Below are 16,809 nucleotides of genomic sequence, written 5' to 3'. Positions count from 1 at the left end.
CGTGCGGCGGGGGCCGTTCCGGTCCGGGAGAGGGCGGGCGCCCGGCCCGGTACCCCGCCCCTCAAGAGCCGATGGGGACCAAAGGGGCAGGGCGCGGCCCGTCGGTCGTCGGGGGGCCGGAGCACCCTCGGACGCCCATATGTTCGGGCGTGGCCTCCGGGGACCCCGCCGCTCCGGATAGGCTGGGCGGATGACGCGAGCCGAGCAGCCAACGGTCGTGAGCCCCACCTCCGACACACTTGCCGCAGACTCACGCGAGCGCGCCGTACGAGCCCTGCTGCGTGTTCCCCCGCTGAAGCGGTTGTGGAGCGCCCAGCTCGTCGGTGGTATCGGCGATGCACTCGCCCTTCTCGTGCTGGTGCTGATGTCGCTGCAAGCGGCGGTCCTTGAGGGCTCATTCGGAGCTGGGTACCGAGGGGCGGCGTTCGCCGTCGCCGCGGTGTTCGGTGCCCGGATCCTTGCCACCCTGCTCTTCGGAGCCGTACTCCTGGGGCCGCTGACGACGCTCACCGCGCCAGGAGGACCGCTGGACCGGCGGTGGCTGATGATCGGCACGGACGGGCTGCGGCTCGCGCTGCTGGTCGTCGCGCCGCTGTGGATCGACTGGATGCCGGACAAGGCACTCATGATGATCCTGATCACCGTCTTCGTCGTCGGTGCGAGCGAACGCCTGTGGACGGTCGCCAAGGACGGTGCGGCCCCGGCGCTGCTGCCCGCCCCGCCCCCCGAGGGTGCCGCGGTACGTCCTCTGCCCGACCGCCTCGACGCCCTGCGCCGGCTGTCCCTCCGTACCGACTTCGCCGCCGTCCCGGCCGCCGCGGCCGTCCTGCTGATCGCCACGCTCATCGGCAACCTGCTGGGCTCGGGCCTGGAGTGGTTCTCGCTCCACCAGGCGGCCCTCGGCTCGTACGTCGCGGCCGGGCTCTTCTCGGCCTCCATCTCGACCCTGTACTTCCTGGAGCTGCCCGGTTCGCAGACGCCCCGCCCGCGTTCGCCGCTGGAGGGCCTGCGCCGGCCGTCGACCGGCAACGGTCCGGACAAGGGCCGCACCGGAGCCGTACCGCTGATCGTCGGCGCCTCGGCCGCCGTCGCCGGAGCGATCGCCGCCGCCGCTGCCGTCGCCGTACTGCACGCCGCCGAGCTGGGCGGCGGACCCGCCGCCTTCGCCCTGCTGGTCCTCGGACTGACCGGCGCCACCGGGGTCGGTATCCGTACCGCCGGGAAGGTGCTGCCCGCGCTGTCGCGGCGCAGGCTGCTCGCCCTGGCCATCGCCGTCACCGGCGTCGCGCTCCTCGCCATGGGACTCGTGCCGGACACGGCGACCGTGCTCATGATCGCGGTGCTCGCCGGTTACGCGGCGGGCGTCGCCGCCCACACCGGTCATGTCCTGGTCGACCAGGAGACCGAGGAGTTCCGCCGGGCCAGGACCACGGAACACCTGCAGGCCGTCGTACGGGTCCTCATCGCACTCGGCGCGCTCGCGGGGCCGCTGCTGGCCGCGGCGATCGGCGCCCACCGGCTGACCTCCGGAGGCTTCGTCTTCGCCCACGGCGGAGCGGCCTTCGCGCTGATGCTGATCGGCGCGCTGCTGCTGCCCGTCGCCGTGGTCGTCCTCGCGAAGACGGACGACCGGTCCGGAGTGCCGCTGCGCCACGACCTGCGTGAGGCGCTGCGCGGCGGCGACCCGGCCGTCGCCCCCGCCGCGACCGGCTTCTTCCTCGCTCTGGAGGGTGGCGATGGCGCCGGCAAGTCCACCCAGGTCGAGGCGCTCGCCGATTGGATCCGCGCCAAGGGCCATGAGGTCGTCGTCACCCGCGAGCCGGGCGCGACCCCGGTCGGCAAGCGGCTGCGCTCGATCCTGCTCGACGTGTCGTCGGCCGGGCTCTCCCACCGGGCCGAGGCACTGCTGTACGCCGCCGACCGCGCCGAGCACGTCGATTCGGTCGTCCGTCCGGCGTTGGAGCGTGGCGCGATCGTCATCTCCGACCGCTACATCGACTCGTCCGTCGCCTACCAGGGCGCGGGCCGTGATCTCTCCCCGACCGAGATCGCCCGGATCTCGCGCTGGGCGACGAGCGGACTCGTACCGCATCTGACGGTGCTGCTGGACGTCGACCCGGAGACCGCGCGGGAACGGTTCACCGAGGCGCCCGACCGGCTGGAGTCCGAGCCGCCCGAGTTCCACGCCCGGGTGCGGTCCGGTTTCCTGACGCTGGCCGCCGCCGACCCGACCCGCTACCTGGTGGTGGACGCGGGCCAGGATCCGGAAGCGATCACCACGGTCGTACGCCACCGGCTCGACCAGCTCCTTCCGCTCTCCGAGGCCGAGATCAAGGCCCAGGAGGAGGCGCGCAGGGCGGCCGAGGAGGAGGCCCGGCGCAAGGCCGAGGAAGAAGCGGCCCGCAAGGCCGAGGAGGAGCGGCTGGAGCGCGAGCGGCAGGAACAGCTCGCCAAGCTCCGTGCCGAGGAGGAGGAGCGCAAGCGCCGCGAGCTGGAGGAGGCGCGTAGGCGCGAGGAGGAACGCCAGGCCGAGGAAGCCCGGCAGCGCGCCGAGGAGGCCCGGCGCCAGGCCGAGGAGGAGCGGGTCAGGCTGGAGGCCGAGGAGGCGGCCCGCGAGGCCGAGCAGGCCCGGCTGCGCAGGCAGGCCGAGGAGGAGGCCCGGCTGCGCAAGGAGGCCGAGGCACGGCGGCTGGAGAAGCAGCGCAAGGCCGAGGAGGCACTGCTGCGGGCCGAGGCGGCCCGTCGGCAGGCCGAGGCGGACGCGGCTGCCGCCGCGGAGGCGGCGCGCGCGGAAGCTGCCGCGGCGGCGTCCGTACCGGACAACGAGATCACGGTGCCGACACCGATCGTCAGCCCGAACGACGTGACACAGCAGGTGCCGTCGCCGGGCACCCCGACCGCGCCGTCCGACGAGGCCGAAACGGCGATGATCCCGAAGATCCACGACCGGTCCGACCGGTCCGACCGGTCCGATCGGTCCGATCGGCCGGATCGGGCCGACTCCTCCGACCAGCGGTCCGACCGGCCTGGCGCCGCTGGTGCCGCGGACGAGACGACGGTGCTTCCTCCAGTACGAGACACCCGGGACGCCCGGGACAGCCGTGGCGCTTGGAACGCTCGGGACGCGAATCCGTCGGACCGGGTTCCGCGGGGCATCTTCCGTGACGAGCGTCCGGCGGACGCCGCGCCGGAGCGCGAGAACGAGCGCACGCGCGAGCTTCCGCAGATGGGCGACCCGGGCGCGGGCACCCCGCAGCCGGTGCAGGACCACTGGGGCGGTCAGGAGGGACAGGAGCGTCGGGGCCGGCGTCCTCGTCCCGACTGGGCCGAGGAGACTCCGCTGGACGATCTGCCCACGCTGGCGGACGAACTGCTCGGCGACCACCGCGACGACGAGGGCCCGGGCCCCTCGGGCCGGGGACGCCGACCGCGCCGCTGATCCGCGACGGCTGCCGGGCGGGTCCGACGATCCCGGCAGCCGGGCAGCCGGGCAGCCGGGATTGTCAGACCCGTCCCCCACAATGAGAAGACGGATCGGGTTGCCGGATCCGGGCAGGGAACGCCGGATCGGCAAGCAGTGACATCACAGCCGCGCGGCCGCGTCGCACGACAGCCCTGCGGCCGCACACCACCGGAAGGGCGATGACCCATGACCGTATGGGACGACCTGGTCGGCCAGGACCGGGTGCAGGAGCAGCTCGGTGCCGCCGCTCGGGACGCCGATGCGCTGGTCACCGCCGCCGCTGCGGGGGAGCCGGTGCCGCCGGGGTCGAAGATGACCCATGCCTGGTTGTTCACCGGGCCACCTGGTTCCGGCCGTTCCACGGCCGCCCGAGCCTTCGCCGCCGCACTCCAGTGCACCAGCCCCGACCGCGCCCTGGGGGGTGCACCGGGCTGCGGCTTCTGCGACGGCTGTCACACCAGCCTCATCGGTACGCACGCCGATGTCGAGGTGGTCCGTACGGATCTGCTCTCCATCGGAGTGAAGGAGACCCGCGAGCTGGTCCGCCGTGCCCAGCTCTCCCCGGCCGTCGGCCGCTGGCAGGTCATCGTCCTGGAGGACGCCGACCGGCTCACCGAAGGCGCGGGGAACGTCCTGCTGAAGGCGGTCGAGGAGCCCGCGCCGCGCACGGTGTGGCTGCTCTGCGCACCCTCTCTCGAGGACGTGCTGCCCACGATTCGTTCCCGCTGCCGTCATCTCACGCTGCGCACGCCCCCGGTCGACGCGGTCGCCGACGTCCTGATCCGGCGTGACGGCATCGATCCGGAGCGGGCCGCGTCCGCTGCCCGTGCCACCCAGGGCCACATCGGCAGGGCCCGCCGCCTCGCCACCGACGAGAGAGCCCGTTCCCGTCGGGCCGCCGTACTCAAGCTTCCGCTGCGGGTCGAGGACATCGGAGGCTGTCTCAAGGCCGCCCAGGAGCTGATCGACACCGCCACCGATGACGCCAAGCAGGTCTCGGAGGAGGTCGACGCCAAGGAGACGGAGGAGATGAAGGCGGCGCTCGGCGCGGTCGCCGGGGGACGGATGCCACGCGGCACGGCGGGGGTGATGAAGGAGTTGGAGGACAGACAGAAGCGCCGCAAGACCCGTACGCAGCGTGACAGTCTCGATCTCGCGCTCACCGATCTGACCGGCTTCTACCGCGATGTGCTGGCCATCCAGTTGGGCTCGCGGATCGCCATCGCCAATGCGGACGCAGAGGACGCCCTCGACCGCATCGCCCGCTCGTCCACGCCCGAGCGCACCCTGCGCCGGATAGAGGCGGTGATCGCCTGCCGTCGGGCGCTGGACCGCAATGTGGCGCCACTGCTCGCGGTGGAGGCGATGACGATGGCCTTGCGCGCGGGCTGACGCCACTCGGACCGCCGCTCATCACCACGGCCCGGCGCTGCTCGTCGTCATCACCGCTTGTCGCCACTTTCACCCGTACGGGCGGAGAATCGGGCGAGCCGCCGAGCGGCGGCTACGCTCCGGGGATGGACACCAGGCGCCCGTTCCGCATCTTCGCCATCGCGCTCGGCACTGCCGGCCTCCTCATCTCCGGCTGCAGCAGCGGAAGTTCGACGAACGCCTCACCGTCCTCGTCCTCGCCGTCCGTCCCCGCCGCGCTCAAGGCGTACTACGCGCAACAACTGAACTGGCGGGACTGCGGCGTCGAGGGATTCCAGTGCACGACGATGAGGGCGCCGCTGGACTACGCCAAGCCGGACGGCGGCGACATCGAACTGGCCGTCTCCCGGGTGAAGGCCACCGGGCCCGGCGAGCGGATCGGCTCCCTCCTGGTGAATCCGGGTGGCCCCGGCGGCTCGGCCATCGGCTATCTGCAGGATTACGCGGGCATCGGGTACCCCGCCCAGGTCCGGGCCCGCTACGACATGGTCGCCATCGATCCACGCGGAGTGGCCCGCAGCGAGCCCGTTCAGTGCCTCACCGGTCCGCAGATGGACGCCTACACCCAGGTCGACCAGACCCCGGACGACGCCGCCGAGGTCGACCGGCTGAGCGCCGCCTTCCAACAATTCGCGAGCGGCTGCGAGCGGCACTCCGGCAAGATCCTTCCGCATGTCTCCACGGTCGAGACGGCCCGCGACATGGACGTGCTGCGGTCCCTGCTCGGCGACGAGAAGCTGCACTACGTCGGGGCGTCGTACGGTACGTATCTCGGCGCGACGTACGCCGAACTGTTCCCCGCCCGGGTCGGCCGCCTGGTCCTGGACGGCGCGATGGACCCGTCTCTCTCGTCTCTCGACGTCAACCGTGATCAGACCGCGGGCTTCGAGACCGCGTTCCAGTCCTTCGCCGCCGACTGTGTGAAGAAGGCGGGCTGCCCGCTCGGCACCACCTCCACCGCCGACGCGGCCGCCCGCCTCGAGCGGCTCTTCGCCGGCCTCGACGCCAGGCCCGTCCCCACGGGTGACTCCCGCGAGCTCACCGAATCCCTCGCCACCACGGGGGTCATCGCCGCCATGTACGACGAGTCGGCCTGGCCCCAGCTCCGCGACGCCCTCGCCGGCGCCGAGAAAGGTGACGGCTCCGGCCTGCTCTCCTTGGCGGACGGCTACTACGAACGCGAACCGAACGGCACGTACGCGAATCTGATGTCCGCCAACACGGCCGTGAACTGCCTGGACCTGCCACCCGCCTTCGCCGACGCCGATGCCGCCGCGCGAGCGCTTCCGAGCTTCGAGAAGGCGTCCCCGGTCTTCGGCAGGACCTTCACCTGGGCAGCACTGAACTGCGCCCACTGGCCGGTCCGGCCCACCGGCACCCCCCACCGCATCGAGGCGAAGGGCGCGGCCCCGATCGTCGTGGTCGGCACCACCCGCGACCCGGCCACTCCGTACAAGTGGGCCCGGTCCCTGGCCGGTCAGCTCTCCTCCGGCACGCTCCTCACCTACCGCGGTGACGGCCACACGGCGTACGGCCGAGGCAGCGACTGCATCGACACGGCGATCAACACCTATCTCCTGGACGGCACCCCGCCGGCCGACGGCAAGCAGTGCTCCTGAGCCCGCCCGGCCTGCCACCGACCGGCCGTCGGCCCTCACTGCCCCACCGCTGACCTGCGAGAAAGGCCCGCAGCCGGGCTGGTGCGGAGCACCCCCGGAAACTGTGTAGACTTGGCGACGCTGCTGATCGCACCATGGTGCGACAGGGCGTGCCGCCTTAGCTCAGTTGGCCAGAGCAACGCACTCGTAATGCGTAGGTCTCGGGTTCGAATCCCGAAGGCGGCTCCATGGTGAACCCCAGGTCTTGCCTCTGACCTGGGGTTTCTTGTTTTCGTTGACCTTGGAATTCGGGCAGGTCGGACACTTGCGGCCTGTGCATCGTAATGCGTCGGTCGCGGGTTCGCTCCTTGTTGTCAGCGGGCCGCGATAAGGCTCTGACCAGCAGTTTTGGCGCATTGGCCCTTTCGGCTGACTACGCAGGCAAACGCTCCGGTGGACAGTCGGTGGACAAGTGTGCGTGACGGCTTGTCAGAAACGCCTCGCCGCCCCTGGGGGAGGCGAGGGGTTCGGGTGCCTTGGGAATGGTGTTCGGCGGCGTAGGGCTTGTGCTGTTCCGACAGGCTGGGGGAAACCCTGGCTGCCGACGGGCGACGTCACTGGTGAGGTTCCCGCCGCAGCGTCGGCCACGGACGGAACCCCCGTCCGTGGCAGGATCGGCAGGTAGGCCGGAGTGCGGTGGAGGTAACAGCGTTGGTGGCGGACGAGGCGATGGCACAGCGCCTGCTGGGTTGGCTGGTGCCCGACGGTGAGCCGCTCGTCGCGCCCTCGGTGGCCGAGATCGAACGCTTCTGCTGGTACGAGCTGCCCCGTAAGTGGCACGCGGACACCCCTGACCAGCGGCGGGCTGTCGCCGTCCTGGCCGACCTGCTGACCGGAGTCGGCCGAGTCCGGGCCGCCTCGGTGTGCACGAGCGCGACCACCGCCCAGGTGCTGGCGGCCTGGCAGCGCTCCGAGGAGGCGGGCTTCGCGGCCTACCGCAAGGCCGCGGCCGCCTCGCCCACGACCCCGCCGGACGTACCCGAGCTGAGCTAGGGGCAGGTCAAGGGCATCCAGGAAGCGCTGGCCCGGGCCAGCCTCGAAGATCGACTGGAGAAGGCGCTGGACGAGGGCGAGCTCGACCCGGACGCGCGTACGTTTCCGGCCGCGCGCCGACGGTTCGTCCAGCACTGGCTCGCCACTGCGCAGCCCGTGTTCGAGGGCCGCGCCCCGCTGGAGGCCATCCGCCGCGAACGGCGAGAGTTGTGGGCCGCAGCTCCCCCGACTGAGCGCCGAGCTTTGCTCGCTGCCGTCCTGCCCGCCCTGGAGTGGCCGGCCGCGGCACCGGTGGACACGGCTGAGCCGCTGCGGTGGCTGCTGGAGCAGATCGGTGACGGCGTCACCCTGACCCAGGCCGGCTACCTGCCTCGGGAACTGGTGGCTGCCGCGTTCGCCCGCTACCCGCACTGGTACCCGATCGGCAAGGGGCCGCGCTCGGAGGCGGACCTGTTCCAGCTGGCCGACCTGCATGAACTCGCTCGCACCCACCGACTGGTGACCAAGCGCCTTCGTACGCTCAAGCTCTCGACTGTCGGCCGCGCCCAGCTGACGGACCACCAGCTACGCGAGCACACGGCCGCGCTGGCCTGGCTCGGCACCACCGCGGCTGAGCGGCAGGTGGCCGAGTCCGCCCTGGGCGCGCTGTGGGCGGAGCCCCGGCTCCGCGAGGACCTGCGCGATGCCGTACATCGGGTGCTTGCGGCGGGCTTCACCCACGGCGACGGCACCGCGATGGAGGCGAAGGACACGGAGCGGCTGCTGTGGAGGTTCTGGCACACCGGCCGCGAACTCGGTTACCTCGACGAGCGGGAACGGTCCGTCGACGCCCCGATCTCCCTGTCCGCGACTGGTTGCCCGGCCGCCCTCGCCGCGCTCCGCCTCCTGGCGGAGGGGCCCCGCGACCACATCTGAGCGCGCCTCAGCGGGCTGTCAGGCCGGCGTCGGTGAAGCGCCGCATCAGCGAGGACTTGCCGCGGTGCTGTTCGCGCAGGTCATGCAGGCGCCGGGCAAACTCCTCGGGGGTGCCCGCCCGGTCGTGGACCTCGCGGAGGTCCTTCAGGAGAGTGACGGCGGCGTCGTAGGGGCCGGGCTGCTTCTGCCCGATCAGGTGGGCGATGTCCTGCCAGGCCTGCTCGGTGTTCTCGGCCAGGCGGTCCAGGTGGCTCTCGCGAGCCCGCTGCTCGGCTCGGCGGGCCTGGGTGAGGGCCTGTTCCTGCTGCTGGGTGTGCTCGTTGCGCACCTCGTGGGCGGCGTCGAGGAGCTCCGCGGCTGAGCGGCGCCGGGCAGCGGTGGGCGGTTCGGCCGTACCACGGGACGCGGCGCGGTGGCGGGCCAGCAGCGCGGGGCCCGGCTGTGGGGCGGTGCCCAGGGCGGCGTCCAGCAGCAGGGCGTCCTTCTCACGTTCCGGCAGGGCGCGGATCCAGGCGGCGACTGCGTCCTTGTCGACTGCCGGGGAAGGGGCGGCACCACTGGCGCGGGCAGCCGCGGTGAGCAGATGCGGGTCGACCTGAAGGAAGTCGGCCAAGGCCTGCTGCGGCCCGGTGAGTTGGGCAAGGCCGGCGGGTACGGGCGGCTCGACGGTGGCGGTGTACTCGTCCTCGTCGACGTCCTCCTCCAGCTCCCAGCGGGTGAGCGCGGAGAGCCAGGCCAGATAGAGGGGGCGCAGGTCGCCCGCGGCGAGTTCGGTACGCAGGGTGGTGAACGAGGCGAGGGTGAAGGGTGTCTCGAAGTCCCATTCGCCGCCGTCCTCGGCCGAGTAGGCGAAGTCGAGCAGCAGGTGCCCGTTCCTGGTCCAGCAGGTCAAGGCGTCTTCCACACAGTACGGTTCGGCGTTGCGGGCGGGCAGCAGTGTGGTGGGCAGGCGCAGCATCAGGCGCCGCGAGCCCCAGTTGGCGAAGTACAGGTGTGCGTCGTACAGCTGCTCCATCAGTTTGCGCTCATCGCCGCGGAAGTTGCCGTAGTGGTACTCGTTGACGAAGTGCGTCGCGCTGATCCGGGCCCGGCTCGACAGGGCCCGGACCCCTTCGAGCTCGTCCTTGGTCAACGGCCGGTCGACGGCCTGGAACTCGTAGTACTGGTACTCGCTCACGGCCGTGCAGACTACCGACAGGCGCTGCGGCTCATCTCGTGGGGCCTGGATGTGATCCCTTGTTCGGGGCCCGTCCACGGTTATGGTCCTGGCGATGCCGTCGGTAGGCTGGCCCGTGCGGGTGACGGAGTGTGCCCGTTTCTATCCGTTCCGCTGCTCCCCGAGCGAGGTCGCTTGAGTACCGTCACGGTTCGCCCTCCCACAGCTGACGGCTCGGCTCCGCGGCCCGAGGGGCTGCCTGACGCGTTCGCGGTGCTGTTGGGCCGGCTGGGTGCGGCTCCGGTGGATCCGGTCACCTCGGTGCTGGTGGACGCGGCGGTGGAGGTGTGGCGCAGGCCCGGTTTCGACTCCTTCCTGTCGCTGCCGCAGCTGTCCTTCGTGCCGTTCGGGTACCAGATGCAGACCGCTCAGACGGTGCTGAGGCGGATGCGCGGCCGGGCGATCCTCGCGGACGAGGTGGGGCTGGGCAAGACCATCGAGGCAGGGCTGGTGCTGTCCGAGCTGCGGATGCGCGGGTTGGCGGACCGGACGCTGGTGCTCACCCCGGCCGGGCTGGTGGAGCAGTGGCGCGAGGAACTGGAGCGCAAGTTCGGCCTGCCGACGGTGATCGCCCGGGGCCAGGGCTGGGAGGAGGCGGACGCGGAGCGGCCGGTGGTGCTCGCCTCGATCGCCGCCGCGCGCCGGGAGCCGCTCAAGTCCCGGCTGACCGAGGGGCAGTGGGATGTGGTGGTGGCTGACGAGGCGCACCGGTTGCGCAATCCGCGCAGCGCCTCGGGGAAACTCGCCCGGGCCCTGCGTGCCCGCTATCTGCTGCTGCTCACCGCGACTCCGGTGGAGAACCGCCTGCAGGACCTGTACGAGCTCGTGAGCCTGGTCGCGCCCGGATTGCTGGGTACCCCTGCGCAGTTCCGCCAGCGGCACGTCGGAGCCGGGACGGATCCTTCGGCGCCGCGCAACCTGGACCAGCTGCGGGCCCGTACCCGTGAGGTGATGGTCCGGCACCGGCGCAGCGAGGTCGAGGTGCTGCTGCCACAGCGGTTGGCCGAGACGGTGCTGGTGACGCCCTCGCAGGAGGAGGCGGAGCTGTATGCGGGGATCGCGGCCAGGATCAGGGCGGAGGCCAGCGGCGCGTCCTCGGCCCGGCTGCTGACCCTGCGGGGTCTGACCCGGCTGGCGGGGTCGAGCCCGCAGGCCGCCGCGCCGACCCTGGCCAAGGCGGGCTGGCCGGACCTGGCGGCGCTGGCCCGCCAGATCGAGGGATCCACCAAGGCGGATCTCCTGCTGGAGCGGCTGCGTCGGCACAACGGACAGGGGGAGAAGGTGTTGGTGTTCACCGCTTTCCGGCAGACCCTGAACGCGCTTGCCGCGCGGCTGGAGCGCGAGGGCGTCCAGGCGGCGGTCTACCACGGCAGCCTCTCGCGCCGGGACAAGGAAGCGGCGGTGGCGGCCTTCCGCGATTCTGCGCCGGTGCTGCTGTCCACCGAGTCCGCCGGAGAGGGCCGCAATCTGCAGTTCTGCCATGTGATGGCCAACGTGGACCTGCCGTGGAACCCCATGCAGATCGAGCAGCGTCTGGGCCGACTGCACCGGGTGGGGCAGGAGCACGACGTGGTGCTGACCAATCTGGTCGCCCGGGGCACCATCGAGCAGCGGATCCTGCACGTCCTCGAATCCAAGATCAATCTGTTTGAGCTGGTCGTCGGCGAGCTCGACATGATCCTGGGGCGGGTGGACGAGGACTTCGACTTCGAGGCCTCCGTCTTCGACGCCTTCGCCACCGCGGGGGACGACGCGGAGTTCGCCGAACGCCTGGAGCGGCTGGGCGAGCGGCTGGTGAGTGCCCGAACGGACTACCTGGACAGCCGCGGCGCGGTCGACGCACTAGTCGGCGGCGATGACGAGCGGGAGGCGGGCCGGTGATCCGCAAGGAGGCCGGGCTGGCCTTCTGGCTGGACTGGGTCGAGCACCGCGGCGGGCTGTGGGAGGACGCCGGGGACACCACCCTGGCACTCCTGCCCACGGCCCTGGCGAGCGAGCTGGAGCTGTCCGAGGAGACCGCGGTCACCGCCGACCCCGATGTCGCCCGCGAAGACGGCGTCCTGCTGCTGGTGACCGGACACCCGGTGGTCGCCAAGGCCGCCGAGAGCGTTCTGGCCGCGGGCGACACCGGCACCCTCACCCTGGCCGCGCCGCGCTCCGTGCCGCCCGATGCCGCCACGTTGCTGTCCAAGGCCCGGGAGCATTTCCCGGTCGACCACGGCCGCCTGGATCCCCGCGCCGACGCCACGCCCGAGCGGGCCCTGCGGCCGGTGCTGCGCGTGGGCGCCCTGGTGGGCTACGAGCTCTCCGCGGAGGACCACTTCCAGGAGCAGGCCGAGGTGTTCGTCGACGTACCCAGCCGCCTGCGGGTGCCGGCGGGCGTCAGCGAGCGCCTTGCCCGCACCGGGCACGACCCCCGTGCCCAGGGCGCGCTGCCGGCCGGGCTGGCCGCCGCCGTGGACTACGCCTCCACCAGCCGGCCGGACCTGTCCGCAGCCCTCGTCGAGGCCCACCGGATGCTGGAGGCCGCCGCCGTGCTGCGCCGTGATGGGCTGGCCGGGCAGATCGGCGACGCGTACGCCAAGGAGCGCGCCCGCGCCGAGGAGTACTACGCCGCCGCCGTGGACTCCTTGGAGCGCCGCGCCGCCACCGCGCCCGAGGACCGTGCGGCGCTGCTGCGCGCCCGTATCGAGAGCACCCGCGAGGAGCGCGCCCGCCGTCTGGCCGAGATCGCCGAAAAATACCGTGCCCGCCACACGCTCACTCCCTACCGGCTGCACTTGCTGAGAGTCCCGGTACTGCGCCTCGCGCTGGACGTCCGCAGGGGCGAGCGGCGCTACCCGCTGGACCTGGACTGGCTGCTGCCCGCCGGAGAGTTCGCCCCATTGCGCTGCCCGGCTTGCGCCCACAGCGGTGCCCAGCTGGTCGCGGCCAAGACCCACCTGGGCTGCGCCCGATGCCTGGCCCCCAAGCGCCCCACCCCGCCTCCGTCCCCGGAGTCCGTACCGCCGCCCCGCGACGGCGCCGCCGCATCCGCGGAAGGCGCGGTGGCACCCATGCGTGCGGGCGCCACCGCCGCTGTGGGGCCGTCGGCCGCACGGAACGCCGAGGCCGCAGGCAAAGCCGCGCCGCGGAGCGGGGGTCGAGCGAAGGCCGGGCGCATCGCCGAGGCGTCCGGCACGCGCGCCGCATCCTCCCGCCCCGCCACACCCGGCCATGCCCCGTCCCCGCCGCAGCGCCGATCTGTCGATCGCCAGACCCTCCACAAGCGCGCCTTCACCTTCTGGGAGCACGCCGCAGGCGGCGACCGCCGCAAGCTGGAGCGGCTGTGCGCCCCGGACTCGCCCGCCGCCGCCCTGCTGCGGCTGTACGGTGCGGCCGGGCCGCTCTACGGGATCGGCGTCGCCCCCCAGGAGCGGGTGGAGTCTTGCAGCGCCGCGGTCTTCCCCGCCGACGGACGACGCGGCTGGGACAGCGCCGGAGGCGAGGTCCACACCGACCGGGGACGCCATGACTACCTGCTGCGCTGGTCCCTCGGGCCCGACTGGCTGATCGCCGAGGTCCTGCCCCACCAGAGCCCCTACGCGCTGAACGCCGGCACCATGATGGCGCGCTACCGCCCAGGTCGTACCGAGGCCGTCAGCCGCCTCCCGCGCACCGGTGCCGAGCTGGACCCGGTCGCCCACCTGCTGTGGCAGCGCACCCCTGCCCGGCACGGGGTGCACCTGGCCGCGCGGGCCCTGGCCTCTTGGTGGCGGCTGACCGACCCGCGGGCATTGCGGGAGCGTTTCCCGGCAGCGATTCTCGCTGCCGCCGCCGAGCGGTCTGCCTGCTACTGGAGTGGCGTCGGCGGGGGCGGTTACGGCGACGCGGCACGGCTGTGGCAGGTCCCCGAAGCCGACCTGCGCAAGGCCGGCACGCACCTGCAGCGCCTGCTGAAACTGACCCAGGACCAGCCCTGGTAACCGCGCACCGCGCCCCGCCCGAGCGGCCGGGCCGTCCCACCCGGAACGCACTGACGAAGACTGCGGGTGCCGATACATCATCCACCAGGTCACGGCCTTGACCGGCCATCTCTTATGCGCCTGCCGGCCGCCCTGTTGTCTTCACCTGCGCAGGCCGCGAACGGCATCATGATCGGTCGTGCTGCTGCGCCTGGCCTTGCCCTTGCCGGAAACCCGGAAATCTCACCCGTCCAAGCGGCAGGCCGCAGTGAACGATTGTTCCTTCTGCGCGGCTGCGGTGAGCGAGTTGTGCCGGGCTGCCAGTGGCCAGACTGAGCAGCAGCGCATGCGCCCCGGGCCCTGCCTGCATGCCTGGGACTCCGGCGTCCGTGAGTCCCCGCTCTTGCTTCAGGCTTTGACGAAGCAGCGGATCATCTCGTCCAGTCCGGTGGCGCCCTCAGCCCCAGGCGAGTTGCCCGGTGGGCGTCTGGCCGAGTGGGGTCGGGACGGCGGGCGTCGCGTCGGTGATGCGGTGGGTCAGGGTTGTGTTGCGGCGCTGTGTGTGGTTGTTGGCGACGGCTCGTTCGACGGCCTCGCTCTGGCCGATGAGCATGATGCCCTGACGGGCGCGGGTGACGGCGGTGTAGAGGAGGTTGCGCTGGAGCAGCATCATTCCGGCTGCGTTGATCATGGGGACGATGACGTACGGGTATTCGCTGCCCTGGGAGCGGTGGACGGTCAAGGCGTAGGCGTGGACCAGTTCGTCCAGGTCGGAGAAGGGATAGGTGGCCGTCTCTCCGTCGGTGAAGGTGACGGTGAGCTGGTGGGTCTCGGCGTCGAGGGCGGTGATGGCGCCGCTGCTGCCGTTGAAGACGCCCACCTCGCCCCGGTGAGGGTTGTTGCGGATCTGCTGGACGCGGTCGCCGAGCCGGAAGGCCGTCCCGCCGTGGTAGTGCTGGGGCTTGTCGGGTGCGGGTGGGTTGAGGCGCTGTTGGAGGCGCAGGTTGAGGTCGGTCATGCCGGCGATGTTCTTCTTGCCCGGGCACAGGACCTGGATGTCCTCCGGGCGGGCATTGAAGTGCGTGGGCATGAGCTCGCAGACCAGGTCCACCACGCGCTGGGCGATGTCCTCGGCGACGGGGACGGGCCGGTTCCAGAACGCCTTGGGGTCGTCGTGCGGGAGTTCGCCGTGCAGGATGCGGTGGGCGTTCGTCACGATCGCGGCGCTGTCGTCGTGCTGGCGGAAGACCTTGGTGAGCCGGGTGCGCGGGATGTCCTCGACATCGAGCAGATCCCGCAGGACGAGGCCGGGGCCGACGCTCGGCAGCTGGTCGGTGTCGCCCACCAAGAGGAGGTGGCAGCCGTCGCGGACGGCGGCGAACAGCTTGCGGGCCAGCGCGAGGTCGAGCATGGATGCCTCGTCGACGACCACTACGTCCGCGGTCTCCAGCACGCCAGCATGGTCGAAGAGGGAGTCGCCGTCGGGTGGACGGATCAGGCGGTGCACGGTCATCGCCGTCTGTCCGCAGGTCTCTTCCAGCCGCTTGGCGGCCTTCCCGGTCGGTGCGGCGAGTGCGACGACGGCGCCGGCTTCGTCGGCGACCTCCACCAGGGTGCGCAGGGTGTGCGTCTTGCCGCAGCCCGGACCGCCCGTCAGGACGGACAGGGGCCGGGTCAGCGCGGTGTGGATCGCCTGGTGCTGCTCGTCGGTCAGCCCGGCCGTCTCCGCCGTGGTGAGTGCGGTCAACCGCTCGCTCCACGGGGCGAGTTCGGCCAGCGCGGGCGAGGAGCCGAGCAGGCGCCGTACGTGCCGGGCAAGCTGGGTCTCGTCGCGGTGCCGGCGTGCGAGCTGGGCGATTTCGGTGTCAGCCGCGGCGTCGGTGCCGTCCATCACGGGCAGCGGGAGTGTCTCGGTGACCAGTTCGCCCTGCCCGCGCAGCATCTCCAGAGCGTGGCGCAGGACCGCGTTGTCGAGGATCTCTGCGGTGGCCGGGTCGTCGTCGGACAGCAGATGGCGGGTGCGGGTGAGCAGCACGCGTACGGGTAGGTGGCAGTGGCCCTGGATGCCGGCCTGGTCGAGTTCGTGGAGCATTGCGGCCTGGAGACGATCGTCGCTGTGCTTGGGTACACCCACGGCGAGCGCGATCCTGTCGGCGATGTGGAATCCGACACCGTGTACGTCCCGGCACAGCCGGTAGGGGGTGTGGCGCACGATGCCGATCGGATCGTCATCAGTGTCGGCGTAGGAGGTGTAGATCTTCACCGCGAGGCCTGGGGTGATGCCCAGGTTCTGCAGGAACAGCATGATCTCGGCGATGGCCTTCTGCTCCTGCCAGGCAGCCGTGATCCGCCCGAGCCGGACTTCGCCGATGTTGTGCACGTCCAGCAGCCGCTTCGGCTCGGCGTCGATGACCTTCAGCGTCCGCGCGCCGAAGGTGTCCACGATCGCGGAGGCGAGGACCGGTCCGATGCCGCGGATCATCCCGGACGCGAGATAGAGGCGAATCGCCCGTTCGTCCGCGGGCATGGTCCGTTCGCACTGGCCGACCGTGAACTGTCTGCCGTGGCGAGGGTGCTGGGTCCATGTGCCGTGCAGGCGCAGGCTCTCCCCCGGCCGCACGCCGAAGAGTGCCTTGCCGAGCGCGGTGACGGTCTCCTCTTCGCCGGTCGTGGCGGTCAGCCGGAGCACTGTGCGCTCGTCGTAGCTGATGTGCAGGAGGTGATCGACGACGCCCTCGACCACATCGTGGGTCTCCAGGCGCACTTGATGTGCCACGTGCTCCGTCTCCAAAGATGCGTACAGCGTCGGACGAGGCCGGGTTGTGGTCCAGCAAGGTCAGCATGAACCTTGAGACGGCGATCTGTCGCACGACTCAGGGACTCTGCTCACCGGAACGAGCGACAGGACTGTCCAAGAAGCCCGGGACCGCGTAAGACGGACGGCCGGTTCGCAGGCGCCAGGTGAGATCGGCACCGGCACGGAGCCAGGCGGCGGGACACCGGCCGCCTCGGGTGAGCGGCAGCTGGCCGTCGTCGCCCAGACGCTCCCCGCGCTCCGTAAAGCCCTGCTCGCCCGGGGCTACCCACTGGCCCGACCCGGACGGATCCGCTCCGGCTCAGCCTCCTGCAGGCCCTGATCGGCGGCGCTCCCTGAAGAGATGGTTGTGGGCGTTCGGGGCCGAGGCTGGG

General features: G+C 71.9%; 9 protein-coding genes and 1 tRNA gene. 8 read left to right on the top strand and 2 right to left on the bottom strand.

Annotation, left to right across the window (positions count from 1 at the left end; all coding sequences use genetic code 11):
* Positions 1-190: 190 nt before the first annotated feature.
* The 6 genes from tmk (at position 191) to ACF1B9_RS20405 (ending at position 8,460) form a co-directional block, all read left to right on the top strand.
* Entirely contained in the window at positions 191-3,439 is a 3,249-nt protein-coding gene (tmk, locus tag ACF1B9_RS20430) for a dTMP kinase (protein WP_391744597.1), read from the top strand.
* A 210-nt stretch (positions 3,440-3,649) separates the two neighbouring features.
* Complete coding sequence (locus ACF1B9_RS20425) at positions 3,650-4,855, top strand: DNA polymerase III subunit delta' (protein ID WP_391744599.1); 1,206 nt, start codon at positions 3,650-3,652, stop codon at positions 4,853-4,855.
* A 125-nt stretch (positions 4,856-4,980) separates the two neighbouring features.
* Positions 4,981-6,513, top strand: a complete 1,533-nt coding sequence (locus ACF1B9_RS20420) for an alpha/beta hydrolase (protein WP_391744601.1) — start codon at positions 4,981-4,983, stop codon at positions 6,511-6,513.
* A gap of 151 nt (positions 6,514-6,664) precedes the next feature.
* Positions 6,665-6,741 (top strand) — tRNA-Thr (locus ACF1B9_RS20415).
* A 447-nt stretch (positions 6,742-7,188) separates the two neighbouring features.
* Positions 7,189-7,545 carry a hypothetical protein gene (locus ACF1B9_RS20410; protein ID WP_391744602.1) on the top strand — a complete coding sequence of 119 codons (357 nt, stop codon included), beginning with the start codon at positions 7,189-7,191 and terminating at the stop codon, positions 7,543-7,545.
* Between the two features lie 243 nt (positions 7,546-7,788).
* The gene (locus tag ACF1B9_RS20405; protein WP_391744604.1) at positions 7,789-8,460 is read left to right on the top strand and encodes a hypothetical protein; all 672 of its coding nucleotides are present in this window, start codon (positions 7,789-7,791) and stop codon (positions 8,458-8,460) included.
* A gap of 7 nt (positions 8,461-8,467) precedes the next feature.
* Here the strand turns inward: ACF1B9_RS20405 and ACF1B9_RS20400 are convergent, their stop codons facing one another.
* On the bottom strand, positions 8,468-9,637 hold the full coding sequence (locus ACF1B9_RS20400) for a hypothetical protein (RefSeq protein ID WP_391744605.1): 1,170 nt from the start codon (positions 9,635-9,637) through the stop codon (positions 8,468-8,470).
* Between the two features lie 174 nt (positions 9,638-9,811).
* Here ACF1B9_RS20400 and ACF1B9_RS20395 point away from each other — a divergent pair, with 174 nt between their 5' ends.
* Positions 9,812-11,557, top strand: coding sequence for a DEAD/DEAH box helicase (locus tag ACF1B9_RS20395; RefSeq protein ID WP_391744607.1), 1,746 nt, complete (start codon positions 9,812-9,814; stop codon positions 11,555-11,557).
* Positions 11,554-13,641 (top strand): hypothetical protein, encoded by a 2,088-nt coding sequence (locus ACF1B9_RS20390; RefSeq protein ID WP_391744609.1) that lies wholly within the window; start codon positions 11,554-11,556, stop codon positions 13,639-13,641. The genes ACF1B9_RS20395 and ACF1B9_RS20390 overlap by 4 nt, the downstream gene beginning before the upstream one ends.
* A gap of 436 nt (positions 13,642-14,077) precedes the next feature.
* Here ACF1B9_RS20390 and ACF1B9_RS20385 read toward each other — a convergent pair whose 3' ends face one another.
* Positions 14,078-16,396 (bottom strand): ATP-dependent RecD-like DNA helicase, encoded by a 2,319-nt coding sequence (locus tag ACF1B9_RS20385; protein ID WP_391744610.1) that lies wholly within the window; start codon positions 16,394-16,396, stop codon positions 14,078-14,080.
* Between the last annotated feature and the right edge of the window lie 413 nt (positions 16,397-16,809).

Origin of the sequence: Streptomyces sp. NPDC014727 (genome assembly GCF_043083485.1) — a bacterium.
GTDB lineage: Bacteria > Actinomycetota > Actinomycetes > Streptomycetales > Streptomycetaceae > Streptomyces.
Note: the sequence above shows the minus strand (reverse complement) of the source record. Positions and strands in the feature narration are given on the sequence as shown.

Coding starts and splice junctions, on each gene's coding strand:
- tmk (WP_391744597.1), top strand. CDS start 191: ATGACGCGAGCCGAGCAGCCAACGGTCGTGAGCCCCACCTCCGACACA.
- ACF1B9_RS20425 (WP_391744599.1), top strand. CDS start 3,650: ATGACCGTATGGGACGACCTGGTCGGCCAGGACCGGGTGCAGGAGCAG.
- ACF1B9_RS20420 (WP_391744601.1), top strand. CDS start 4,981: ATGGACACCAGGCGCCCGTTCCGCATCTTCGCCATCGCGCTCGGCACT.